Source organism: Paenibacillus sp. J31R98, assembly GCF_056269245.1.
The window spans coordinates 1-25802 of sequence record NZ_JBWDNO010000003.1; the positions used below are offsets into that span (position 1 = coordinate 1).

General features: G+C 53.4%; 22 protein-coding genes and 1 rRNA gene. 2 read left to right on the forward strand and 21 right to left on the reverse strand.

The window, feature by feature from the left end:
* From AC0YNX_RS13705 to AC0YNX_RS13725, 5 genes are all read right to left on the reverse strand, one after another.
* Positions 1-585 (reverse strand): 16S ribosomal RNA (locus AC0YNX_RS13705); the annotation flags it as partial.
* 362 nt (positions 586-947) lie between these two features.
* Entirely contained in the window at positions 948-2393 is a 1446-nt protein-coding gene (locus AC0YNX_RS13710; protein ID WP_475816256.1) for a nicotinate phosphoribosyltransferase, read from the reverse strand.
* A 6-nt stretch (positions 2394-2399) separates the two neighbouring features.
* On the reverse strand, positions 2400-3218 hold the full coding sequence (gene nadE, locus AC0YNX_RS13715; RefSeq protein WP_475816744.1) for an ammonia-dependent NAD(+) synthetase: 819 nt from the start codon (positions 3216-3218) through the stop codon (positions 2400-2402).
* Between the two features lie 34 nt (positions 3219-3252).
* Positions 3253-3807 carry a cysteine hydrolase family protein gene (locus tag AC0YNX_RS13720; protein ID WP_475816257.1) on the reverse strand — a complete coding sequence of 185 codons (555 nt, stop codon included), beginning with the start codon at positions 3805-3807 and terminating at the stop codon, positions 3253-3255.
* 66 nt (positions 3808-3873) lie between these two features.
* Positions 3874-4647, reverse strand: a complete 774-nt coding sequence (locus tag AC0YNX_RS13725) for an NUDIX hydrolase (RefSeq protein ID WP_475816258.1) — start codon at positions 4645-4647, stop codon at positions 3874-3876.
* 149 nt (positions 4648-4796) lie between these two features.
* Here AC0YNX_RS13725 and uraA point away from each other — a divergent pair, with 149 nt between their 5' ends.
* Positions 4797-6071: a uracil permease gene (uraA, locus tag AC0YNX_RS13730; RefSeq protein ID WP_475816259.1), complete on the forward strand. Its 1275-nt coding sequence runs from the start codon at positions 4797-4799 to the stop codon at positions 6069-6071.
* A gap of 52 nt (positions 6072-6123) precedes the next feature.
* Here uraA and AC0YNX_RS13735 read toward each other — a convergent pair whose 3' ends face one another.
* From AC0YNX_RS13735 to AC0YNX_RS13805, 15 genes are all read right to left on the reverse strand, one after another.
* Positions 6124-8175: a hypothetical protein gene (locus tag AC0YNX_RS13735; RefSeq protein ID WP_475816260.1), complete on the reverse strand. Its 2052-nt coding sequence runs from the start codon at positions 8173-8175 to the stop codon at positions 6124-6126.
* Between the two features lie 114 nt (positions 8176-8289).
* Positions 8290-8736, reverse strand: a complete 447-nt coding sequence (locus AC0YNX_RS13740) for an SRPBCC family protein (protein ID WP_475816261.1) — start codon at positions 8734-8736, stop codon at positions 8290-8292.
* Positions 8737-8756: 20 nt separating this feature from the next.
* On the reverse strand, positions 8757-9218 hold the full coding sequence (locus AC0YNX_RS13745; protein WP_475816262.1) for an SRPBCC family protein: 462 nt from the start codon (positions 9216-9218) through the stop codon (positions 8757-8759).
* A complete protein-coding gene (locus AC0YNX_RS13750; protein WP_475816263.1) occupies positions 9205-9537 on the reverse strand; it encodes an ArsR/SmtB family transcription factor in 333 nt (110 codons plus the stop codon). The genes AC0YNX_RS13745 and AC0YNX_RS13750 overlap by 14 nt, the downstream gene beginning before the upstream one ends.
* A gap of 520 nt (positions 9538-10057) precedes the next feature.
* Positions 10058-10849 carry an enoyl-CoA hydratase-related protein gene (locus AC0YNX_RS13755; protein ID WP_475816745.1) on the reverse strand — a complete coding sequence of 264 codons (792 nt, stop codon included), beginning with the start codon at positions 10847-10849 and terminating at the stop codon, positions 10058-10060.
* Positions 10850-10982: 133 nt separating this feature from the next.
* On the reverse strand, positions 10983-12533 hold the full coding sequence (locus AC0YNX_RS13760; protein ID WP_475816746.1) for an acyl-CoA carboxylase subunit beta: 1551 nt from the start codon (positions 12531-12533) through the stop codon (positions 10983-10985).
* A gap of 55 nt (positions 12534-12588) precedes the next feature.
* The gene (locus tag AC0YNX_RS13765) at positions 12589-13728 is read right to left on the reverse strand and encodes an acyl-CoA dehydrogenase (RefSeq protein ID WP_475816264.1); all 1140 of its coding nucleotides are present in this window, start codon (positions 13726-13728) and stop codon (positions 12589-12591) included.
* Between the two features lie 16 nt (positions 13729-13744).
* Positions 13745-14101: an AtuA-related protein gene (locus AC0YNX_RS13770; protein WP_475816265.1), complete on the reverse strand. Its 357-nt coding sequence runs from the start codon at positions 14099-14101 to the stop codon at positions 13745-13747.
* Between the two features lie 3 nt (positions 14102-14104).
* Positions 14105-15478 carry an acyclic terpene utilization AtuA family protein gene (locus AC0YNX_RS13775; protein ID WP_475816266.1) on the reverse strand — a complete coding sequence of 458 codons (1374 nt, stop codon included), beginning with the start codon at positions 15476-15478 and terminating at the stop codon, positions 14105-14107.
* 159 nt (positions 15479-15637) lie between these two features.
* Complete coding sequence (locus AC0YNX_RS13780) at positions 15638-16612, reverse strand: hypothetical protein (RefSeq protein ID WP_475816267.1); 975 nt, start codon at positions 16610-16612, stop codon at positions 15638-15640.
* Between the two features lie 184 nt (positions 16613-16796).
* A complete protein-coding gene (locus AC0YNX_RS13785; protein ID WP_475816268.1) occupies positions 16797-17627 on the reverse strand; it encodes an ATP-binding cassette domain-containing protein in 831 nt (276 codons plus the stop codon).
* Positions 17597-18394 (reverse strand): aliphatic sulfonate ABC transporter permease SsuC, encoded by a 798-nt coding sequence (gene ssuC / locus AC0YNX_RS13790; RefSeq protein WP_475816269.1) that lies wholly within the window; start codon positions 18392-18394, stop codon positions 17597-17599. The genes AC0YNX_RS13785 and ssuC overlap by 31 nt, the downstream gene beginning before the upstream one ends.
* Positions 18395-18407: 13 nt before the next feature.
* Positions 18408-19553, reverse strand: a complete 1146-nt coding sequence (ssuD, locus tag AC0YNX_RS13795; protein WP_475816270.1) for an FMNH2-dependent alkanesulfonate monooxygenase — start codon at positions 19551-19553, stop codon at positions 18408-18410.
* Positions 19554-19595: 42 nt separating this feature from the next.
* Entirely contained in the window at positions 19596-20627 is a 1032-nt protein-coding gene (locus tag AC0YNX_RS13800) for a sulfonate ABC transporter substrate-binding protein (RefSeq protein WP_475816271.1), read from the reverse strand.
* A 189-nt stretch (positions 20628-20816) separates the two neighbouring features.
* On the reverse strand, positions 20817-21866 hold the full coding sequence (locus AC0YNX_RS13805; protein ID WP_475816272.1) for a LysM peptidoglycan-binding domain-containing protein: 1050 nt from the start codon (positions 21864-21866) through the stop codon (positions 20817-20819).
* A 344-nt stretch (positions 21867-22210) separates the two neighbouring features.
* On the opposite strand from AC0YNX_RS13805, the gene AC0YNX_RS13810 reads away from it, so the two are divergent.
* Positions 22211-24913, forward strand: coding sequence for an S-layer homology domain-containing protein (locus tag AC0YNX_RS13810; protein WP_475816273.1), 2703 nt, complete (start codon positions 22211-22213; stop codon positions 24911-24913).
* A gap of 89 nt (positions 24914-25002) precedes the next feature.
* On the opposite strand, the gene AC0YNX_RS13815 is transcribed toward AC0YNX_RS13810, so the two are convergent.
* Entirely contained in the window at positions 25003-25785 is a 783-nt protein-coding gene (locus AC0YNX_RS13815; protein ID WP_475816274.1) for an RDD family protein, read from the reverse strand.
* Positions 25786-25802 lie beyond the last annotated feature (17 nt).

Genomic DNA, 25802 nt, shown 5'->3' on the forward strand with positions numbered 1-25802 from the left:
TGCGCGCGCTTTACGCCCAATAATTCCGGACAACGCTTGCCCCCTACGTATTACCGCGGCTGCTGGCACGTAGTTAGCCGGGGCTTTCTTCTCAGGTACCGTCATTCTAAGTGCAGTTACTCACCTAGCTGTTCTTCCCTGGCAACAGAGCTTTACGATCCGAAAACCTTCATCACTCACGCGGCGTTGCTCCGTCAGACTTTCGTCCATTGCGGAAGATTCCCTACTGCTGCCTCCCGTAGGAGTCTGGGCCGTGTCTCAGTCCCAGTGTGGCCGATCACCCTCTCAGGTCGGCTATGCATCGTCGCCTTGGTGAGCCGTTACCTCACCAACTAGCTAATGCACCGCAGGCCCATCTGTAAGTGACAGCTTGCACCGTCTTTCCCAACTTAGCCATGCAGCTCAGTTGCATATCCGGTATTAGCATCCGTTTCCGAATGTTATCCCGGTCTTACAGGCAGGTTGCCTACGTGTTACTCACCCGTCCGCCGCTAACCTTGTCCCGAAGGACAAAATCCGCTCGACTTGCATGTATTAGGCACGCCGCCAGCGTTCGTCCTGAGCCAGGATCAAACTCTCCATAAAAGTGATCCGAAGATCAATTATGAATTCGCTTGTTAGCTCATTCAAAAAACTAGCTCCGCCAGAAACTCCTTCGCCAACGAGTGACGATCGGCGTTTCGACGTAATTTAAGACCTTTGACAGGTCGCTCATTGTTCAGTTTTCAAGGAACAAATTTCGTCATATTTCTTGTCCCAGTCTCGCGACCGGAATTAGAATATACCATACATCGAAACTCAATTGCAAGCTTTATTTTTCAACTTGTTTTTCGTTTCGTGCACCGCGCTTTCGTTTACCTCTCAGCGGCGGAATTAGAATATAACACGACAGGATTCGACTTGGCAAGCCTTTTCTCAAAAAAAGTTTGGAGGCGCCGAAGCGCCTCCTATTGCTCCCGATATCGCTTGATCAAATCCAGCTTCGTCTGCCATGCCGCAACACTAATATTGACGCGGTACGTCTCCGGATTCAGCTTACGGAGATACTGCGGCCAGAACTGGCTCAGCTGCTGCTTGTGATAAGTGCGAACAGCCTCGAGATCCGGCACATCGTACACAAGCTTACCATCACGGAAGATACTCCGCAGTAGAGCGACAGCTTCATACTTCTCAATGACGGTTGGCATATAAGGATGAAGCGGATCGTGCAGTTGGATTGGCTCGCCGCGTCTCACCGACTCTTCCTCGCGAAGCGTAATATAGTCGCCGTCTGCCATCCCGCTCTCACGGTTGATAATGCGGTACACTTCTTTTATGCCTGGGGTGCTTACTTTCTCGGGATTGCCTGAGATCTTTATAACCGGTATGAATGCTCCATTCTGCTCCCGAGCGACAAGCTTGTAAACACCGCCAAGCGAAGGCTGATCGCCAGCTGTGATTAACTGCGTGCCGACACCCCACACATCGATCCGCGCTCCTTGCGCCTTCAAGTTAAAGATAATGTTCTCATCCAAGTCATTCGATGCAACAATCTGCACATACGGTAATCCCGCTTCATTGAGCATTACCCGAGCGCGCTGGGACAGATACGCTAAGTCGCCACTGTCCAGCCGGATGGCATTCATCCGCTTGCCCTGCTTCTCCAGCAGATGCCCGATGCGAATGGCATTCGGTACTCCGCTCTTAAGTGTATCGTACGTATCGACGAGCAGCGTTACTTGATCAGGAAGCACCTCCGCATATTTGCGGAAGGCTTCCTCTTCAGTCTCGTGCCCTTGCACCCAAGCGTGAGCATGTGTTCCTTTGGTCGGGATATGAAAGAGCATCCCTGCACGCATATTGGAAGTCGCGTGAAAGCCTGCAATATACGCTGCCCGCGCGCCCCAGATCGCGGCATCCGCTTCCTGCGCGCGCCGCGTGCCGAATTCGAGCAGAATGTCATCGCCTACGACCTGCTTAATTCGCGAAGCTTTGGTCGCGATCAATGTCTGGAAGTTGACGAAGTTGAGCAGCGCTGTCTCAATGAGCTGCGCCTCGAATATCCGCGCCTCAACACGGATAAGCGGCTCGTTAGGAAAGACGATTGTGCCTTCCGGTACGGCGTCCAAGTTTCCCGTAAAACGGAACTCCCGAAGAAGCTGCAGGAACTCTTCTTTGTAATTCTCCTCTTGCTCCCTCAGGTAGGATATCTCCTCCTCGCCGAAACGAAGCCCTTCAATATACGCAATCGCCCGCTCCAGCCCTGCCGCCACAGCGAAGCCGTTGCCGAATGGCAGCTTGCGGAAGTATAGTTCGAATACTGACTGCTCGTTCATCGAACCTTGCGCCCAATGCGCGTACATCATATTAATCTGATATTTATCTGTGTGAAGCGTTAGATTATCGTAGCCCATCCGTCCTTACCCCTTCCACCAGTCGTCGTAGACAGTAACCGGCCCACGCCGTTTATGTTCAGTCGCTCTATAGCGCGCTTCAATCCGCTCGCTCAGTTCCTCAGGCAATGTCACACCTTCCAAATAATCATCCAAATTCTCATAGCTCATGCCGAGCGCCTCTTCATCCGGCAGACCTGGCTTCAGATCTTCCAAGTCGGCAGTCGGTTTCTTCATATAGAGATGCTCCGGGCAGCCTAGCGACTTCAGCACTGCCCGGCCCTGCCGCTTATTAAGCCCATAGATAGGAGCCATATCGCAGGCACCGTCGCCATGCTTCGTATAGAAGCCTGTGATCGCCTCAGCGGCATGATCGGTTCCAAGCACCAGCAGTCCATAGTGGGCAGCGATATCATACTGCGCCTTCATTCGCTCCCGTGCTTTCACATTCCCTTTGTGAAAATCGCCAAGCTTCTCACCCGTTGCCACAGTAAACTGCTCGACCGCCGCATCCACCGCCGGTTTCACATTCACAGTCACCATGCGAGTCGGCGTAATAAACTTTAATGCATCCTGCGCATCCGATTCATCCTGCTGCACGCCATACGGCAGCCGCACTGCGATGAAGCTCACTTTATCCGAGTGTTCCTCATTCCACTCATCTACCGCCAGTTGAGCGAGCCTGCCCGCTAGCGTGGAATCCTGTCCTCCGGAAATGCCAAGTACGAAGCCTTTGGCTTTCGTCCGCTTCAGATAGGCTTTCATAAAATCCACTCGGCTGCGCGCTTCCTCGGAAGCATTGATCTGAGGCTTCACTTTGAGATCTGCAATGATCTGTTTCTGCATCGTCGTAGCCATCGTCACTCACATCTCCTTCATATCACGTAATAGGTTGGTTGTTCTTCATTAGCACGGCGCCAAGCGATCCGGTAAAATGCTGCAAAGCCCACTCATGGCCCTGCGGATTGAACGTGGCGACGCTATCCGCGTGAACGGCAATTTGAAAACCTCGGTTATAAGCATCCACCGCCGTATGCAGCACGCATATATCCGTACATACGCCGACAAGGTGAAGCTCCGTTATACCTCGCATCCGCAGCTGCAGCTCCAAATCTGTTCCGCAAAATGCGCTATATCTAGTTTTGTCCATCCAATAGATACTTTCATGCTCCGCTTCGTAAACATCGCGCAGCTTGCCATACAACTCTCGCCCCGGCGTGCCTTCAATATTGTGCGGAGGAAACAGCTTGTGCTCCGGGTGCAGCTTCTCATTCTCATAATGTAGGTCAACTGCCATCACGACAAAATCCCCTTGATGAACAAACTGCTGCGTCAGTTCGGCAATACGATCCTCAATTGCAATCGCCGGGTCTCCACAAGGCAGCTTCCCTATTACAAAATCAACGGTGTAATCAATAACGACCAATGCTTTCATCGTGCCCACCATCCTCATCTCAATAATCATGTCATTACGACATTATTAAACTTGATAAAAGAAAGCCTAGCTGTATATAGACAGCTGAGGCAAAAAATCCGTGAATCGGTACAGCTGGGCTGCACGCTGCGAGTAGCGGTTCGACATCTTGAGCTCGCCGCGGGAATCTCGCACTTCTTCAATAATGCCCTTGCGGCTCTGCGTTGATGTGATTTTGCGAATGAAATTACGTTCTACAAACTCTGGCACGACAGCTTCGATGACCTGGTACAGCTCACCGATCGTAAATTCCTCCGGGAGAAACTCGCGGGCAATCGTCGTGGTCAGCATCTGATGCCGAATTCTGTCCAGCGCATCCTGCAAAATAAGTCGGTGATCAAAGGCGAGATTCATGGCGAGCGCCTCTTCTACCGGGAACAACCGAACATCCGCCGCATCGTCAGCAGCTCTGCGACCTGCTAGATAGCTCTCGTGAACCAACGCTACGAAAGCGTGCGAGATAATCCAGCCCCTCGGATCGCGCCCTGGCTCGCTGTACACATTCAAGTATTCAATATGAACGTCTTCAACACCCGTCTCTTCTTGCAGCTCCCGCTTCGCACTCTCCATAATCGTCTCGGTATCCTTGGAGAATCCACCCGGCAGCGCCCATTGCCCAGCGAACGGCCAGCCTTTGCGCTCAATCAGCAGCACTTCGAGCTGCCTCGTCGGAAGCGACTTCTTCACCGTATTGCGGACCTGAGATGTAATGGTAAAGATGACGATATCGGCAGGCGCGCCGTCGGGCGTCCTATATTTGCGTGGTGAATACGTAGCTGCGTCGTCTAGTGGCTCGTTCAAATGGGATCACCTTACCTGCTTCGTTTTTTCTTATATTGTCATTATGACATTATTAAATGTTTTGTCAAGCGCTTATTTCGCATTGGGCAAGTATGTTAAGATTACGTTTGGCAAAAATGCATATTATCTACATCAGGGGGTACATACCGTTGTCCAAAATCATTCAAGTCCATGAGCGGCCATCACTGCTTGCCAGTGTCCCGCTTAGTCTGCAGCATCTCTTCGCGATGTTCGGCTCTACCGTCCTCGTGCCTATTCTGTTCAAAGTCGATCCGTCGACCATTCTGCTCATGAACGGGATCGGAACGCTGCTCTATCTTCTTATTACAAACTTCAAAATTCCGGCTTACTTGGGCTCAAGCTTCGCCTTCCTCTCCCCGGTGTTCGTTGTGCTGAACTCCAAAGGCGGTTATTCTGCAGCGCTTGGCGGCTTTATTATTGTCGGGATTATTTTTACACTAATTGCGCTCATTATTAGGGTTGCCGGAACGAAGTGGATCGATGTCGTCTTCCCGCCTGCCGCGATGGGAGCGATCGTTGCGGTTATCGGGCTTGAGCTTGTGCCGGTTGCTGCGCAAATGGCGGGCTTCATCGCCAGCTCTGATGCTCCTGCAGATTGGTCGCCGGATGCGACGACACTAACTGTCTCCATCGTTACACTCAGTATTGGCGTGGTCGGCTCCGTGTTGTTCCGCGGTTTCCTTCGGGTCATTCCGATTCTCATCGCCATCATCGTCGGTTACACGCTTGCATGCATCCTCCACATTGTTGATGTGCAAGCTGCACTCCGTGCTGCTCCTTGGTTCAGTGCCCCTACGTTCTATAAGCCGAGTTTCGATTGGACTAGCATCGCGATCATTGCGCCTGCTGCGCTCGTCGTTGTCGCTGAGCATATCGGGCATCTGATCGTAACAGGCAATATTGTCGAGAAGGATCTCACTAAGGATCCCGGCCTCAGCAAATCGCTGCTCGGCAATGGCATCTCGACGATCATTTCCGGCTTCGCAGGCTCCACACCAAACACGACATATGGCGAAAATATCGGCGTTATGGCAATCAGCCGCGTGTACTCGGTATGGGTTGTCGGCGGGGCTGCTGTTGTAGCCGTTGTGCTATCTTTTGTAGGGAAGCTGTCTGCGCTCATTCAAACGATTCCACAGCCGGTTATGGGCGGCGTGTCTCTGCTCTTGTTCGGCGTTATCGCTGCGTCCGGTCTACGGATGCTTGTCGAGACGAAGGTTAATTATTCGAAGCCAGCGAATTTGATGCTAACAACGGTTGTACTCGTAATCGGTCTTAGCGGCGCTACGCTGAAATGCGGCAATTTCGAGCTGAAAGGGATGGCGCTGGCGACAGTTGCCGCTATCGTGCTCAGCTTGTTCCTGAAGCTGATCGAAGTGCTACGCTTGACGGAAGAAGAATAGTAAAAAGACTCAGGTCCACCTCTGTGATGAGTGGCCTGAGTCTTTCTTTATGTTAGTGGGCAGGTTGCGTCATCTGGCGCAGCTTGCGATCGAACTCGACAAGCGAAGCCGCAGCCGCGCCGCAGCCCCAATCGAAGATCGTGAATTCGCCCAGCCCTTCAACCGCTGATCCGTCATGATGGTTGAAGTTCTCCATATGGAAGCCGTAATCGTCCTCGTTGAACTGCGGATGTACGCGCTCGTACTTCGCCTTCACAATCGGATTGAGCGGGCAGTACATCATATAGAAGGATGCCTTCATCGCCCAGAGCGCTCTGGCTTTGTAGCTGGCATTGCCCGTTACGCGGTAGTAATCGAGATAAGTGAGCGCAAACAGACTTTGACGCGCATCATTCCACTCGTCATCCGAGGTCATAACCCCGAACCCGCCGATTGCCGGAACTTCGATGAACGGAGGTTGCCAGATCTGCTGGTAGAATGAAGCTTCAGCAAGCACCTGCTCTCCGGCATCCAGCCAACGCGCCGTGCCGGTTGCTTCATACAAATCCTTGAACGCTTCCGCCGTCCAATACATGCCGAAATTACACTGATTGTACAGCCCGCTTCGCGCATCCAGCACACCATACTTCTTGCCTTCCCACTGCCGCGAGCAGGACCAGTAGGTCTCGAAGTCCTCCCAGCGTCCCTTCTGAACGATGTCCCGAAGCACCATCTCCGCCGCCTGTTCGGCAGCAGCAATGTAGCGAACATCGGCTTCAATGCGGTTAAGCAGGATAAGCAGCATAATGTGGACGGACGTCTCGGGACTCTCCAGCAAGTAAGGGGAGATGTCCGAGCCCACCGGATTCACCCATGCTGGGAAGCCTCCGCTTTCAAGTTGAAGGTCAAGCAGCCGATTCACATAATTGCGCACATAAGGCAAAATCCGCTCATCCGCATGTACATCTTGGTGCCACTTCAGCAACCAATAGCACGTCCATGATGCATCGAGCAGATGAACGAAGTCATCTAGCCCATCGGGACGGCGAGGCGCGGACATATACCAGCGGCCGTTATCCCAGCTGTTGTCTTCCCCAGCTTTGAAATAGCTTGGGAAAAGTCCGTTCAGCTGCGGAGCGCTCAGCGCGAAGTTAAGCGCTTTCTCCGATTTCGCTACCCAGTCCTCGCGACCGTGCGTACGCCCCCATTGCGCGTAGCCGTATGCGGTTCGCAGACCGCAGAACCACGCTTGATTCCAAAGACTCTTTGGTTCCCGCCACTGATCTTCCTCGCCAATCCCTGGCTTCTGCCGGGCACGAACGATAAATACGACGCCGCCGACTTCTTCGCCGCTGCTGAGCGTAAACTCTTGCCAGGTGACGTCCTTCCAACGATCGAGCGCCCAGCTATAGGCGTAATCCGCATAAGGTTTCAACCCCTCAATTACATCCAGTTCCTGCTCGGCAGGCATCTTGGCTTCGACGGCAAACGTATTCCATAGAAACTGTTCCACGCAGCGGTAGTCTTTGTCCCGAGCGTCTGCTTGTTTTGCCCACTCCACGAGATAGAAGCGGTATACAAGTGGTTCTTTTATTAATATGGATGACGGTGTCAGCTTGTGATACACATGCCCTGTTTCCTCGTAGCTGCAAAGTCCATACATGAGGGAATGGTCTTGCAACGTATAGTCCATCACATGCGGAATGCGGCGGTCCTGTTCGATTGCCGTCAGATCCGGCACGAATGCCGCCATATGCTCTGCGTTCTCGAAGATGATGGCTGGCGAACGGAACATGTTGTCCCCTATAGCCATGTTGTCTTGAGGCGCAAGCTGCGGCTTCCACACGCAGGTCTGATCCTGCGCTACCGGAATCGTAAGCTGGACGCCACTGATGGAGAGCTCGGCTTGCTTGGGCAAGATTCGAACTTCAGCCTTGTAGCTGCTCGTTGCCTGTGAAGCCGCGTGAGGTTCAATGGATAGCTCAATCCGCACCTCTGGCAGTTCCGCTATGTAGCTTACTGTGCCCGATGAAACATTTTCGCTTGTGCGTATGAGATTATGTGTATGCCATTGATGCTGCGTGAACCATTTGATTCCTAATCCTTGCTGAAGCCAGCTTGCCATGAACGTCTTCATCCTCTCGCCGGAACATGGTAATTTGGAATGTCTGTGCGAAGCAATCTGTTGCTTCGATTAGTATAGCACGGGAGATTCCGGCGAGTAATGGTAGATTAGCAGCTAAAATACAAGCGAAGCGCGCAGCTTCACTCCGTATTCGAGATAGCCTTTGAGGCAGGTGAGCATGTAGGTCCAGCCTTCTTTGTTGCCTATCATGTCCTGGCGAAGCTGATCGCTGTCCGCACTTGCGTCGAAGCCTTCTTCGGTGACCTCTACAACTGTAGTGGACGACTGCTCGGAAAGCAGCTTTATCGTCGCGAGGTTTCCGCCGTCCTCGCCGCCCCAGCGGTAAACGATTCGTTCGTTCTCCACGAGTTCGACAATGTAAATCGGTACCTCTGCATTGTATTCTTCATAGCGCCAAGTGAAGGTTTTCCCTTGTTCCAAGCGGCCGGAGCCTACGAACCAGAACTGAGCCAGCTTGTCCGGATCGGCGAACGCTTCGAAGATGTCTGCAGCGGGCTTGTTGATACGGATTTTGGTGACGTTGGTAAGGTTATTCGTCATTATGGCGGCACTCGCTTTCGTTATTGTAGTGAGACTGGAGGCAGTGTTCTTCCGGTTTCGAGCAGAGTCTTCAGGTTGCTTAGAATGGCCGGCCAGCCGTTGTTGAGGCCTTCGAAGGTGTCTTCGCGATCGACGATATCCGCAGGAATCAGATTCTCATGCTTCAGCGTCAGCTTCACGGTACCGTTCATAGGAGCAAGCTGGAACGTCACTCGCGACGGCTCGGCGCGTCCCGACTTGTCTGTAACATAGTTCCAAGTGAATGACAGCAGCCGGTAAGGCTCGCATTTAATGATCGTTCCGTAATCCGTCACTTCCCCGTAGCGCGAATAGGTGACCTGAGATCCTTCCTTCCAATCGGACTCAATTCGGCTTCCAAAAAAATACTGCTCCGTAAACTCGCTGCTCGTCAGCGCTTTCCACAGCTTCTCAGGCGTAGTTGCAATGTACGTTGTGTAGACAAAGGATTTAGGTGTTGTCATGGCTTTGGTTATGATCCTCCTCAAGGTTCCGTTTAAGCTGCTGCAAAAGGTTCACCCGATGTTGGTCGAACTTGCTGATCCAGCGGGCGTAAATTTCTCCAAGCGGCGCGGCGTTGAGGTAATGCAGCTTATGGCGCCCTTGTCGCTCGGTTACAACGAGCTGTGCCCCTTCTAATATATAAAGATGCTTTGTCACTGACTGCCGCGTCATCTCGAGATGTTCGCAAAGCTCGGTTAAAGTTTGTCCATTTTGTTTGAAAAGCTCGTCAAGCAGCTGTCTGCGGCTGGCATCGGCGAGCGCTTTGAATAGGTTGTCCATGGGAATATAATAGGCAGCTAAATGACTGCATGTCAAGTTGGGAGGGGAGGGGGAATGAGGGGAACAAACAAGTAAAAAGATACAGCTGCCGATCGGGAGAGCCTGAAGTGCATTCCTACTCTGAGAGTACAGATTCAACACTCTCAGATATGGAAGCAGCCGATATTGGCAACGTGCTAAGCTGAGAGAACGAAATCCGAACTCTCAGCAAGGAAATCAGCCGATTGCTGCTCCGAGAGTGCATTATTCGAACTCTCAGCATAGAAAACTGCTGATATTGGCAACGTGGCGAAGCTGAGAGTACAAAATCCGAACTCTCAGCAAGGAAATCGGCCGATTGCTGCTCCGAGAGTGCATTATTCGAACTCTCAGAATAGAAAACTGCTGATATTGGCAACGTGGCGAAGCTGAGAGTACAAAAATCGAACTCTCAGCAAGGAAATCGGCCGATTGCTGCTCCGAGAGTGCTATTTTCGAACTCTCGGCCATAAATGGAATGTGGTAGCCCTGGCATTCACTGTTATTCCCCACTAAAATGAGGCGGTCTCTTCGCGCGGAATGCTTCGAGAGCTTCCTGCCGGTCCTTCGTCGGAATAGTGACTTCGTAGGCAGCGGTCTCGATGTCCATTCCGGCTTGCAGATCCGTGTCGAGCCCTCTATTAATAGCGAGCTTCGCCTGATAGATGGCGATCGGCGCGGCCTGCAGCAGCTCCGCCGCCAATTGCGAGACGGACGCCGCGAGCTGCGCCAAGTCATCGGCAACGCCATTAAGCAGGCCAAGCTCATCGGCCTGCTCTGCCGTAATGCGCCGTGCGGTCAGGATGAGCTCCTTCGCGCGCGAGGCGCCAATGAGCCGCGGCAGACGCTGCGTGCCGCCGCCGCCGGGGATGATGCCGAGGCCGACCTCGGTCAGGCCGAGCTTTACCCCGTGCAAGGCGAAACGGAAGTCGCAGGCGAGCGCGAGCTCGAGCCCGCCGCCGAAGGCGAGCCCGCCGAGCGAAGCAATCGTCGGCTGCGGGAGCTGCTCCAGCGCGGCGAGCACCGCTTTGATACGATGGATGCTCTGCCGGATGTCCTCCGGCGAGCCCATCGTCTGGCGCTCCTTCAGATCAGCGCCGGCGCTAAACGCGCGACCCGCGCCTTCGATGACAACGACGCGAATGTCGCGCGTATTGTGTCCGATCTGTTCGATCAGCGCGCCAAGGGCATCCAGCATCGCCCGGTTAATCGCATTCAGCTGCTCCGGGCGGTTCAGCCGGATATACCCGATGTGTCCCCGCTGCTCCCAAAGCACCGGCGCCGGCGATGGCATCGGCGTTGACGCTAGTGCCGTCCCCGGCTCTTGCCCTGGCGCCGACTCTTGGCCGGACTTCAGCTTCGGCGCAGTCTCCTCCGACTCCTTTTCCTCTTCCCGCTCCGTTGACATCACCTACGCCTCCTTCGCTCTATACCGGATACACCGGATGCTTGCGTTCGGTGAACACATAGCTCTTCGACGTATACACGTCGAAGCGCTTGATAAGCTCGCGGCGCAAGCCATGCGCCGGGACAATCCCATCAATGACCATATCAGAGGCAAGCTGATAGAGGTCGATATCTCTGCTATATTCCTCGCGCTTGCTCATAATGAAGCTAGCTCGCTCAGCCTCCGGCAGCTCCGCGATCTTATTCGCGTACACCGCATTCACCGCCGCTTCCGGTCCCATGACGGCGATCTGCGCCGAAGGCAGCGCCAAGCAACAGTCCGGTTCAAACGCCGGACCTGCCATTGCGTATAGCCCCGCTCCGTATGCTTTGCGGACGATGACGGATATCTTAGGCACGGTTGCCTCAGAGACCGCTGCGATCATTTTCGCCCCATGCCGAATAATGCCTGCCTGCTCTACTGCCGTGCCCACCATGAAACCCGGAACATCCGCGAGGAAGAGCAGCGGAATATGAAAGGCGTCGCACAGGCTGATGAACTTCGCCGCTTTGTCCGCCGAATCATGGAACAAGATGCCGCCCTTCGTCTTCGGCTGATTGGCAATTATGCCAATCGGCTTGCCGTTCAGTCGTGCCAACCCCGTTATGATCTCCCGCGCAAACAATCGCTTGATCTCGAAGAATGAGCTCTCGTCGATTAGACCCTCAATAAGCTGATACATATCGAACGCCGTGTACTGATTGTCTGGGATGATGCTATCCAGCGGCACCTTCAGGTCGACAGGCGGCTCAGCCCCTCGGGAAGGCGGCAGCTCCGTAAAGTTCGCCGGAAAGTAGCCGAGGTACGTGCGGGTCAGCTCAATGGCCTCTTCTTCACTCTTCGCCAGCACGTCGCCGCATCCCGAAACCGAGCAGTGCATGCGAGCCCCGCCGAGCGCTTCCAGAGTCGCCTTTTCTCCCGTCACCATCTCGACAATCCGGGGAGAGCCGAGGTACATCGACCCGTTCCCCTCCACCATAATGACAATATCGCAGAACGCCGGAATGTACGCGCCTCCTGCCGCGGATGGGCCGAAGAGGATGCACACCTGCGGAATCCTGCCCGAGAGCTTCACTTCGTTATAGAATATCCGCCCCGCTCCGCGCCGGCCGGGATACATGAGCGCTTGGTCGGTAATTCTAGCTCCCGCGGAATCGACGAGATATAAGAGTGGGATGCGCAGCTTGTCTGCGGTTTCTTGCATGCGGATGATTTTCTCCACGGTTCGAGCGCCCCAGGAGCCGGCTTTCACTGTCGAGTCGTTCGCGATGACCGCTACCGGCTTCCCGTGAATGCGGCCGATTGCCGTGACAACGCCGTCGGCAGGCAGTCCGTATTCCGCGCAGCTGGCGAACATCGCATCCTCCAGCTCCACATCCGCATCGAACAATAACGAGAGCCGATCACGGACGAACAGCTTGCCCTGTTCAGCGTTCTTCGCATGGTATTTGGCAGCGCCGCCTTGTTTGATCTCGTCGATCTGCTCCTGCAGCCGATCCTTCACCGTTTCCGCATCATGTTCATGCTCCATCTGCTTCACCCTCCCTGCAGGCAAGCCCGCACTTGAACGCCGCCCGCCAGCGCGATCAACAGCCGAGCTGCGCGGCGATGACCATCCGCTGAATTTCCGAGGTGCCTTCGCCGATCTCAAGCAGCTTCGCATCCCGCATGAACCGCTCTACTTCGTATTCGCGCATATAGCCATAGCCGCCATGAATTTGGACAGCCTGATCGCATACCTTCATACAAATCTCCGACGCGAGCAGCTTCGCCATTGCGGCTTCTTTCTTGAACGATCTGCCTTGATCCTTCAGCCATCCGGCACGATATACCATCGTGCGCGCCGCTTCAATCTGCGTCGCCATGTCCGCGAGCTTGAACTGAATCGCCTGGAACGAAGACAGCGTTCGCCCGAACTGCTTGCGCTGCTTCGCATACCGAAGCGCCTTCTCGAATGCGCCTTGGGCAATGCCCACTGCCATCGCGCCGATTCCGATGCGGCCGCCGTCGAGCACGGCTAGAAACTGCTTGAACCCATTGCCTTCGACACCAAGCAGATTATCGCTTGGCACTTCAACCTGATCGAGCACGAGCTCGGTGGTGTTGGAGGCATGCAGCCCCATTTTTTCATAGTTGTCTATAATGCTGAAGCCAGGAGCACCCGTCGGCACAATAAACGCGCTAATGCCGCTCGTACCCTTCGATCGGTCGGTCACTGCCGTGATTGCAAGATGCTTCGCGAAGCTGGCATTCGTGATGAAGCACTTGGAGCCGCTGATGGTCCAGCCGTTGTCACTCTGAACCGCCGTCGTTCTCGTCCCGCCCGCATCCGATCCGGCATCCGGCTCGGTCAACCCGAACGCGCCCAAATATTCGCCTCTGCACAGTGGAGCCAAGTAGCGATTCTTCTGCTCCTCCGTCCCGAAGAGGTAGATCGGTGATCCGCCAAGCGACACATGCGCCGAATAGGTGATGCCCGTCGATGCGCATACTCGGCTCAATTCTTCCACCACGATTGCGAAGCAGATTGTATCCGCCCCGCCGCCATCGTACTGCTCGGGAAAAGGCAGCCCCATCAGCCCGAGCTTCGCCAGCTTGTCGAAGACTTCCTTCGGGAACGCACCTGTCCGGTCACGTTCAATCGCCCCAGGTGCCACTTCCGCTTCCGCAAAATCGCGAATGAGCGTCCGAATCATCGCCTGTTCTGCCGTTAAATCGAGATTCACCCTCGAACACCTCTCTTTACGCTTGTGTCTTGGCGCTAACTAGGATGGTGTCGTCAATTTCAATTTCAAGCCTCATCAGATTCGCTGCATAGCATTTGCCCAGATTATCCATACGCAGCGTCGCGGAGCCTCCTCCGCCGAGCGCTTCTTTGCATACAAAGTTCATCGCATGCAGACCGGGCAGTTCATACCGCTTTACTTCACCGCCGACCATACCGATAAAATGACCCTTCACCCGTTCAGCCGTCACTTCTCGGAGCAGCACCTCATACACTTCAGCGCATGGCGCGAATACAGCGATATTGATTGTATTGCCTTTGTCCCCGGAGCGTGCCTGCACAAGATGGCGCAGCTGCTTGCGAACGAGAGCCATCGCTTATACCACCTCCTGCACGGTCACGCGAATGCTGCGTTCAATAATCTCGCGAGACACGAGACATGACCACATGCCGAGCAGCTCGCGCGGCTTCATCACACCGAGAAAAGCGCCCATCGCCGGAGGTCCGCTCAGCATCAGCGGCGGAACGAGCCGTCCAAGCTTCGCCGCCGCGTCTCGATTGCGCGTCCGCACAGCCATGCGCAAGTACACCTCGTTCAGCTCCTCTGTAGGAGACTGAGCGAGTGGACCGTGCAAGGAATTGAGGCCGATATAATCGCTGCGGATCTCCTCGTATTGCAGACCAATTGCCTCGATCTGTCTTCGAATGATCCGGTCTGCCTCCTTGGCTTTCGCCACCGCATCCGGCCAGGAATAACCCCATATGGCCTGCCCGAGCCAGCCGTCTGCATAGCCCATTACAACCTTGAACGCATCAGGTCTAGCAGCTCCGCCTGCACCGGTCACACGTACGCGATTCGGACCGATATCTTGCAGCTGTACGTTCGTTAGATCGAGCACGACATCCGGCGTCTTGTAGGAAGACGGATCGTGAATTTCATAGAGCAGCTGCTCCTTCACTGTTGCCACGGAAACAAGCCCGCCGGTCCCTTCCGTCTTCGTTATGACGAACTCGCCGTCCTCGCGCACTTCCGCAATCGGGAATCCGATGTGTTCCAGCGACTCGACCGCTTGCCAATTGCCGCTGAAATTGCCGCCGCTGCCCTGACCGGAGCATTCCAGCAAGTGGCCCATAAGCACGCCTTGCGCCAACCGCTCCCAATCCTGCTTCGCATTCCAGCCGAATTCATGAATAAGTGGTGCGAGAAAGAGAGCCGAATCCGACACCCGGCCCGTAATGACGATATCCGCGCCTTGCCGAAGCGCTTCCACAATAGGCTCCGCCCCGAGGTAGGCGTTGGCGAATACGATACGATCTTGCACGACTGCGAATTCGCGCCCGTCTTCCATATGCATAAGCGATACGCCTTCCGCCGCGAACGAGGACAGCTGCGGCAGCACGTCATCGCCGGTTACGACGGCTATCTTCAAGCCTTGCATACCACCAAGCTCACGAGCTATCCGCTCTGTCTCACGGAGTGCGCCCAGCGGATTCATGCCGCCTGCGTTCGTAATCAGCTTCAGCTTGTTTGCCCGTACAATCGGGAGCAGTTCCCTCATCGCGCTTGCTATATCCGAGGCGTAGCCTCTCGCCGAATCTCGCTGCCGGTCTTTCTGCAGGATGGCAAGCGTAAGCTCTGCCAACGAGTCAAAACAGAGATAATCGACGTTGCCGCGCTTTGCTGTTTCAATCGCAGGTACGATCGAATCGCCGTAGAAGCCCTGCCCTGCCCCAATACGTATCGTTCGCATTCGATCCTCCTTTCGAGCTCGCATTGCTTGCTCATTATTGGGATCGTACATAGTACATTGTATGGCGCGGCATAAGCAAAACAGACCGCATATCCGTTACATCCGTAACGAATCTGCGGTCTGCTTATTGGACGAGCGTTATCCCCACTCGTCTTATGTTTAACTATTTTCGCTCAAATTAATGGTGTAGATCGCTAGGCTGCCATTGCGGTTATCCTCCCAGACAACCTGGCTGCCGCTGATCGCAGGCTCATAATGCTTGGAGCTATCCGTTGTAACTCTGCTCTCCAGCCCGGTTGCGAGATTGTAAAGGTAGATATTCCAGTTCCCGTCCCGAGTATCGACCCATATGACGTTGTCTCCTGAAACATCAGGGCTCCACTTCTTCGCATCCGGCGACGTATCACTAGCCAGTGGACGTTCAACCCCGCTCTGTAGATCGTACGCGACAATCCGCTCCTGATCGTTCTGACTATCCAGCCAAACGACTGTATTCCCGCTAATGGAAGGCGAGGATTGATCGCTATTATCCGCTGTCGACAATCGGCTCTCCAGCCCTGTGTTTAAATTGTACCGATAAATATCCGACGTACCGTTTCGCTCATCCTGCCACACAATGTTGTCGCCTGCTAGAGCTGGAACATACTGATCCGCGCTATTCGTCGTGATTCGGCTTTCCCGATTGGTCTTCAGATTAAAGCTGTAAATATCCAAGTTGCCGCCGCGATCATCTTCCCAAACGATTGTATCGCCACTGATTGCCGAGTTCCACTGGCCTGCCTCATTCGTAGTAAGTTGGAATTCTTCCCACGTCGCAAGATCGAACATATAAATATCCGCGTTCCCGTTCCGATAATCCGTCCATACAATTCGATCTCCAGAGATGGCGGGGTCTACCTGCTTCGAGCTGTCCGAAGTAATCTGCCACTCCTGCCCTGTGCTCAAATCCATCATATAAATATCGTAATTCCCACTGCGCTTATCCGCCCACACGATCCGATTCCCATCAACCGCCGGTTCAATCTGTGCTACTGAACTTTGAGCCGTTACCTGCTTGTCCGCTGCCAGAACAGATGGAGCAAAGATCATTGCCCCTAGCAGCATGGCCGTGGCCGCACTTGCGAATTTTCTCATCAACTCACTCCTTAACCGTAGTATGAAGTCGAGTAAGAAACCTATGAGCGCTGTGTATACAAAAATGATAGCAGAAGTAAGGGCTCGCATCATTAACATGGTTAACTGGCTGGAACGAAAAAAGAACCGAATCCCCTCCACCTGACGAGGAGACTCGGTTCTACTTCTACTGTTGCCAACTCTGCTAGATCGCAAACCCTTCCTGATTGGCGCTAGAAGAGCGTCTACCCAGCACACGATTCAGAATGCCGCTCTCATAATGGGCAAAGCCATTATCCTTCTCGCGCGGCCTGGCCAGCGCGATAGAGATATCTTGCGAGATCGTGCCGTTCTCGACCAGCACGACGCGGTCAGCAAGCGCTACGGCTTCGCTCACGTCGTGAGTGACGAGTACGGCGGTGAACCCGCGCTCCAGCCATAACCGTTCGATGAGCTGCTGCATCTCAATGCGGGTAAGTGCATCAAGCGCGCCGAGCGGTTCGTCGAACAGCAGCAGACTCGGATTGCTGACGAGTGCCCGAGCAAGCGCGACACGCTGCCGTTGTCCGCCAGAGAGGACGGAAGGCCACTCCTTCGCACGGTCGGCAAGGCCGACGAGCTCAAGCGTATCCAGCGCTTTGGCACGATCGCCGCCTTCTACGCCGATCCGAACGTTATCCAGCACACTCTTCCAAGGGAGCAGCCGAGCGTCCTGGAACATGACCCGCACATCCGGCCGGAGCCCGGATGAAGCCGCACCGCCAATGGCTACTGAACCTCGCGAAGCTTGTTCCAGCCCTGCCAGTAGGCGAAGGAGCGTACTCTTGCCGCAGCCGCTTCGTCCAACAACAGCCAGAAACTGGCCGGCTTGAATCGATAGATCGAGATTCCGAAGCACGGTCAGGTCGCCGAATTGAACGACTGCATCCGATACATCAACCTGCAGCCCCTTGGAAGGGGAAGGGGAAGCAGTCCCCACTTTGGCCACCGTTTGCTGCGACCCTGTTATTTTGCTCGCCGATAATGCGGATGCCATTGCAGCCAACTCCTCTCCAGCAGCTTCGCCAGCCAATCCGACAGCTTGCCTAGCAATGCGTAGATGATAATACTAAGCACGACAACGTCCATTTGGAAGAATTCCCTCGCGTTCATTGCCATATAGCCAATACCGCTATTGGCCGAAATCGTCTCAGAGACGATTAGTGTGAGCCACATAATACCGAGTGCGAACCGAAGTCCGACCAGAATGGACGGAAGCGCGCCCGGAAGAATAATCGTTCGAAAAAGCTTGAAGCCGCGCAGACCGTAAGTGCGGCCCATCTCAATTAACCCCGAATCGACGGATCGGATCCCGTGAAGTGTGTTTAAGTAAATCGGGAACGCGACGCCGAGCGCGACGAGAAAGATCTTCCCCTGCTCGCCGATGCCGAACCAGGCGATGATAAGCGGAATGAGCGACAGATGCGGGATTGTACGAATCATCTGAATCGACGAATCGGTCAACTTCTCCGCAAGCGGCAGCAATCCGTTCAGAATGGCGAGCACCAGTCCGATGACGCCGCCGATCAGAAATCCGATCAGTGCCCGCCTGGAGCTGTCGCCGATATAGACGAACAAATCACCGCTTTTAACGAGTTTAATTCCGGCTTCCAAGACGGATACTGGCGTCGGCAGAATCCGCTGCGAGATCCACCCCATACTGCCGAGCCATTGCCAGATAATGACGATCAGAATCGGAATCAACCACTCGAGTCCGATAGATAACGTACCCGTTCTCCAATTACGTGTCGCGGGGCTCTTCATTCTCGTTTCCCCCCTATCTCGCTGCAGCCCGTTCCGCCGGCTTGATCGCATTCGCGATAAGCTCGCCGAACGGACTTGTCGATGAAGGTCCGCTTGCCGCCTTCACCCCATGAAGTGGAAGCAGTGGGAAGACGAGCTCGGCAAATTGATAAGCTTCTTCCAAATGCGGGTATCCGGACAAAATAAATGTATCAATGCCAAGGGCCGCATACTCCTTCATCAGTCCAGCCACCTCGGTCGGATTGCCTACGAGAGCCGTACCCGCGCCGCCGCGAACAAGACCTACGCCCGCCCACAGGTTCGGGTAAATCTCCAGCTGGCTCCGGTCGCCGCCATGCAGGCTGGACATCCGCTGTTGCCCTTCCGAGTCATAACGCGCGAACACTTTGCGAGCTGCCGCAATCGCATCGTCATCGACTTTGCTGATCAGACGAGCCGCTTCTCTCCATGCTTCCTCGGACGTTTCACGAACAATGACGTGCAGACGTATGCCGAAGCGTACTTCTCTTCCCCGCTCCGCAGCGAGCTTGCGAACCTGTTCAATCTTCTTGGCAACTTCCTGCGGCGGCTCGCCCCATGTCAGATAGACGTCGATATGGTCTGCGGCTACCTCTTGGCCTGCTGGGGAAGATCCCCCGAAGTAAAGCGGCGGGTATGGTTTCTGTACCGGCGGGTAGAGAACCTTGCCACCTTTTACTTTCAAATGCTTGCCTTCGTAATCGACCGTCTCTCCGCTTAGCTCCTTGCGCCAAATATCAAGAAACTCGCTTGTCAGGTCATAGCGCTCGTCGTGGTTAAGGAATACCCCTTCGCTTGCAAGCTCCACCGGATCCCCGCCGGTTACGACGTTGATGAGCAATCGTCCGTTCGAAATACGATCGAAGGTCGACGCCATTCTCGCGGATAACGTCGGCGACATCAGCCCTGGCCGTAAGGCGACCAGAAACTTCAGCCGTTCCGTGAATGGAATAAGGGAAGAAGCCGTAACCCATGCATCCTCGCAAGAGGTTCCTGTTGGGAGCAGCACGCCCCCATAGCCAAGGCGGTCAGCCGCCTGAGCAATTTGCTGCATATATTTCGCATCTACGACGCGCGCACCTTCAGCGCTGCCTAAGTAACGTCCATCACCATGAGTCGGAATAAACCAAAATACTTCCATTGTCAAACACCCTTTCCGTTGTCGGTTATTGGTTGGTTCTTGCTATTTCAGCGTTGCATCCTTCACCTGAATGGCGTTCGGAATGAGCTTCAGATTGAAGAAGGTATCAGCGATCTTCTGCTGCGCTTCAATGATGGAATCGTCGATTGATGCCAAGCCGTAGCCTCTACGTGATGCGGCCAGTTCAAGTGATGGAATATCAATGCCAAGCTGAGGAGACAGCAGCGCTGCGACATCCTTCTGATTCTCTTGAGCCCACTTGTCGATCTTATCCAGCTCTTCCTTGAAGGCTGCAATGACGGGTCCATTCCCTTCCGCAAACTTGCGGGAAGCGAGGTAATACTCGATGTTCGATACGAGATCCTTGCCATCGGTCAGCAATTTAGCGCCTGTTGCGGTTTGTGCAGCAGCTAGGAACGGATCCCAGATAACCCATGCATCTACAGTGCCATTCTCAAAAGCAACCCTTGCATCGCCCGGCGGCAGGAATACCGTCTGAATGTCGTTATAATTAACGCCTGCTTTCTCCAGCGCTTTGACGAGCAAATAGTGAACGTTCGAGCCTTTGTTAAGCACAACTTTCTTGCCCTTCAAGTCGGCTAGCGATGTAATCTTCGAATCCTTCGGCACGAGAATGCCTTCGCTATTCGGGCTTGCAGGCTCATGAGCCAAGTAGACAAGCGGAGCGCCGGCAGCTTGTGCGAAGATCGGCGGAGCTTCGCCGGTATGGCCGATGTCGATACTGCCAACGTTCAGCGCCTCCAGCAATTGCGGTCCACCTGGGAATTCAGTCCAAGTGATCTTGTAGCCCTCTGCTTCCAAACGTTTATCGAGCGTTCCTTTAGCCTTGAGAATATTGACGGTGCCGTATTTCTGGTAGCCAATATGGATTTCTTTCGTAGCGGATGATCCTGTTGTATTCTTGGAGTTATCGGAATTGGCTGCAGTTGTATTGCCGGTGTCAGATGAGCTGCTCGAATTGTTCGAGCCGCAAGCGGTCAATGCCAGGGTTAAACTAAGTAAAGCGATAATAAACAAGGATAATTTCCGGTAAGCTGGGATTCTCTTCGTCATTATAAACACCTCGATCTTCAGAATTGGACAAAGCAAAAACCGGAAGTTTCCCTATGCCAAGCTCCCTCGCAGGAGTATTAGTAAAGGAAACTTCCGGTTGTCCGGTAAGTTTTGTTAAATCTTATGGGTTTATAATATACAGATAATTCCGATGTGTCAACTATGAATTAAAAATGGGCTTAATTGCAATTAAACGTGTATCTTCACCGTGGTGCCTGTCGGTATTGTATCGAACAGCCATTCCACGTCCTTATTATTCATCCGAATGCACCCCGCGCTTGCATTCTTGCCAATTGAGGAAGGCGCGTTCGTGCCGTGGATGCCGTACTTGGTCCCTGCCGTATTCGTCGGCACACTTAGACCTAGCCATCTGCTGCCGAGCGGGTTCTTCGGGTCGCCGCCTGGAATTTCCTTGGCCATGTACCATGGATTCTTAATCTTCGTCACAATCTCGAAGCTTCCCATTGGCGTAAGCCCCTGCTGCCTTCCGCTGGCGATGTCAAAGCTTTTCACAATGGCACTTCCGGTGTACACGTACAGCTTGTTCCGCGTTACGTTGATTTCTATGGAGACGCTCTTGGATTGTTTGACCGCCGTTGCCGTCTTGTCTGTGGCAGCTGTCGCTCCTACCGGCTCTGACAAATAATACAGGTTTGGAATTTGCAGCACTTGCCCTGCTTTAATAGAAGTGGCCGTGTCCAGCAGCAGCCCATTGTAGCGAGCGATCGCCTGCTCGTAGTCTTGATGCTTCATATACTGCTTAACCAAGCTGTACAGCGTATCGCCCTTCACGACGGTATGCCTTTTCTCCCCGGAAGGCAGCGGTATACGCAGCTCCATGCCAATCTTCAGCCCCGTGTTCGGATCTGTAATCTGATTATAGGCCATGAGGATGTCCAAATATTGAGTACGATTGAAAAAATGGTTCGTAATCGCGTATAGCGTATCCCCGAGCTTCACTGTGTATTGGTCCAGCACGAGCGGATTCGATAGCTGCAGCGTCGTTCCCGCCTTCAAGCTTGTCTTCGGATTCAGTCCATTCGTCTTCGCTACCTGCTCATAATCACTGGTCAGATAGAACCTCTTCGCAATTGCGTATAACGTATCCCCTGGTTTGATACTATATGAAACCTGAATAGAGGAATCAATCTCTGCCATCGCGTTTGATATTTCTGGACGGCTAGTAAACAGTATAACTAGTAAAACAATACCAAGTACCCACTTCGACTGCTTGTTCAACGATAATCACCCTTCTGCCCCAATATAAAATTTTGCGGCTCAGAGCATTCGCCTTGCTTCGTCAATATTCCTTCTTATTCGCTGCGTATTCTAGTAAATTAATCCAATAGACGGAGAAAAGCTCCAATTCCCACTGTGTTCGGGTTCTCCGGTAGGGAATATTTGGTCCTTGCTCATGTGCAGAGGCTACAGGGGAAAAGTCCCAGCTACTAATGCGCACACGGCCAATTATCCCGGTAAAAAATATTTCATCAGCCCCTACCATTCGAGCAACTTCTCGATGGTAATTTAGTATTTTTAATTCGCAAGTATCCGTGAAGGACGAAATGAGAGGTGTTATTCTGTTGAGAAGAGCATTCAAATCACTCATCCTGACAACCGCTTTCCTGCTGCTCTTGGGCATCGTAAGCCCTGCACTTACCGCAGCAGAGGGCGAGAGCAATACAACCGCGCAAGGGCAACCAGCTACATTCAGCGATATTCAGGCGCACTGGGCGTACAACGAGATTACGGAGCTGGCGACTGCCAGTATTGTGGCCGGTTTCGAGGATGGAACGTTTCAGCCCGCGGGCAAAGTAACAAGGGAGCAGTTTCTTAAAATGCTCGTCGAACTGAGGAAATTGCCTAAGGATTCTACATACGTACCTTTCAAGGACATTGCAGCGTCGCGTTGGTCCGTTCCTTATATTGCTGCAGGTCTTATGAGCGGCATTCTGCAGCTCGCCGACTATTCGAATGGCAGCTTTAAACCGAGTCAGCCAATTACGCGTTATGAGATGGCACTATGGATTGTAAGAGCGCTCCAGCTTCAACCTTCGTCTCAGAAAGACGAGAAGCTGCTTAAGAAACTGAAGGATCAAGCGGATATCAAGAGGAATCGCGACCTCATCGAAGAAGCGCTCGAAACAGGCATCATTCAAGGCTACCCCGATGGCAAGTTCAAAGGCGGCAACTCCTCAACCCGGGCCGAAGCAGCTGTGATGTTAGTACGTGCACGGCATTACTCGCCAGTAGATCCTGCCCAGCCGCCGGCACCAGAACCTACTCGCAAAATCGTCCAATACAAGCCGGAAGTCAAGAAAAGCACCAGCACAAATTATACGAAACGCGACAAAGATACATGGATCATTAACGACCCGAACTTGAAACTGAATGTCGGCGATGTGTTTATCCTGCCTCCCACTGCCACCTATTACGGCGGCATTGCGAAGAAGGTCGTCTCCATCCGCAAGGATAATGGCGCGCTTGTCGTGAAAACCTCTGTTCCTAAGCTGCGGGAAGTCTTCTCCAAGCTCGATATCCATACGGCAGAAGCAATTAATCCAAAGCAGCTCACACCGATTAACGATTCCGTTCAGATCAATACAAACAATGTAGCCGTACAGAGTACGGCCTTAACCTTGCCTTGCTTTAATATCGGCTTGAATAATGCCAATTACGGAGGCGTTATTCTTGATGCTCGCATGAACTTCTGTAACCTCGGGGTACTAGCTGATATCGGCCTCGATGTGGATGTGGATTGGTTCGACGTAGACCTTGATTTCTATTCCCAGCTGGTGCTCACAGGCGATATTACAACGAACGTAACCGTGAAAGCCGACACAGGTAGAGGCGCATTAACCGAGCCCAAGCTCATTCCGCTGACGACACCGTTCTATGTGCCCGTCTTCACAGGCGTCTTCGTCAAAGGGCAGCTCTTCTTAAAGATTGATCCGGACTTCCGGGCTTCCTTGACCATCACCTTCGACGATAAATTCCATCTCGAGGAAGGCTTCAACTACTCGCTTAGCAATGGCTTCCGGCTCATTCATAACACCACGAACACAGCATCACTGAATGTAGATTCCAAGCTGGATGCGAGTCTGTCGGCTGGACCGGATTTTCAGCTGACACTCACCTTACTCGATATTGCTTATGCGGGCATTGATCTGAGTCCCGGAATACAAGCTGGCTACAGCCGCTACTATGAACAAGGGCGATGCGACAAGATCTATGTCGATGCGTACCTCAGGCTGGATGCCATCGCAGGCTATGATATATGGGTCGCCGACGATCAAATCAGGCTGAAGCTGCTCGATTTGCGTTATCCGCTCTATCAACAGGACTTCCACTGCCCAGCGCCGAAGCCGCCTAATAACTTGTCTGCCAAGCTGATTAGCGTACGGCAAGAAGTAGGGAAGTTTAATGAAACGATATTGGATCGAACCGACGTTCAACTGAGCTGGGGTTCCGTTAAAGATGCAACGAGCTATAATGTGAAGCGTGCGGAATCTCCTGGCGGTCCATTTACAACAAAGCGAACTGGCGTGAAAACCGTGACATTTACCGATACGACAGCTGCCAAAGGAAAGACGTATTATTATGAAGTGACAGCTGTGAACGCGAACGGCGAAAGCGCGCCTTCCCTCGTTCTGCCTGTGAATGTCATCGAGCTCCCTCCACCATCGCCTCAGAATTTAACAGCAGTAAGAGGCGGCACTGGCGTCGTGCTTAACTGGAACAAGGTTGGCGGCTTCGTCTCCTATAACGTGAAGCGCTCCGAGGACTCCGGTAAATCGTATGTGACGGTAGGAGCTAAAGTTAGCGGAACGACGTTTACGGATACTTCGGTTGGCCTGCTCAAAACATACACCTATATCGTTACAACAGTGGATAGCTCCGGCGAGAGCGGCCCTAGCAACAGCGTGTTCGTGAATCGAGCAGACATTACGATTGTCACGCCAGTTAATCCGAATATTGATCTCGGTCAATATATCCTTCTCCCTGCCCCTGGCAACTTCAATGCCTATACCGATGCGGGCAGCGGCAGAGTTATTCTCACTTGGAGTGCGGTTAAGAATGCAACAGGCTATAACGTCATGCATTCCACTTCCGCAAGCGGGACGTACGAAACGATTGCTGCCAAGGTTACCGGCACGACCTCCACCGATACGACGGCCTCTATTGGCACAACCTACTACTATAAGGTGAGCGCCGTAAACGCGAGTGGCGCCGAGGGCAAGGCGACAGCGGTGAAGTCGGCTACGCCAGGTTATGGTATCAGGTGATTCGGCCTCGAATGCTTCGAGGGAATATAATGATAAAAACCCTTGCGTATGCAAGGGTTTTTCGCTGTGGTTGACTCCGGCAATGCCCATCATATCTCCCATTCGTCTCGCAGCTGCGTATACAGCCAAACTAGATAAGTACGATCATCGCCAAACTGCGGTCCTTCCGTCAGCTTGGCAGCGAAGTGACGCCTGATCTGCGCTCCGTACTCATTGGCCTTCTCCTCCGTCAAATGAGGAAGCCGGTCCACATAGGCAGCAAGCAGTACCCAGTCGCCGTGTTCAATTAGGCGGCGATGCTCTTCCGCAAGCAGTATATCTGGCAATGATCTACCCAGCCTCTGAAGCTCCTGATCAACACGCTTCTTCTGCTTCAGCCGATCACGCTGTACCTCGACAACGACAATCGTCCCTGCCACCATATCGCCGAGCCGTTTATCGTGCTTGCTAAACAACATGACGGCGATTCCGAGAAAATAAAACATCGGCAGCATGTCGAGCAGACGGAACAGATTGCGTATGAGAATGGATAGAAAAGTAGCCGCATGCCCGTTCTCCTGCAGCACTCGAATGCCCACCCACTTCTTGCCTAACGTCTGTCCCCCGTTGTAATATTCCATCCCGATGAAATAGCCGATATTAATTAGCGCCAGAAGGATAATCATAATGGCAACCGCATAGTCGATAGCACGGATAGCAGCGATTCCCGTTATTCCTGCCACTGCAAGAAATACGAGAAGATTAAAGACGGCAAGCAGCAGAACATCGAGCAATTGAGCAATGCCTCGAGAGCCGATACCTGCCGTGAAGAAGCTGAGCTGCACTCGCTCCGGAGTGACGACAACGGCTTCTTTTTCCAAAAAACTGTTCATAGCGCTCTCCTCTCTTC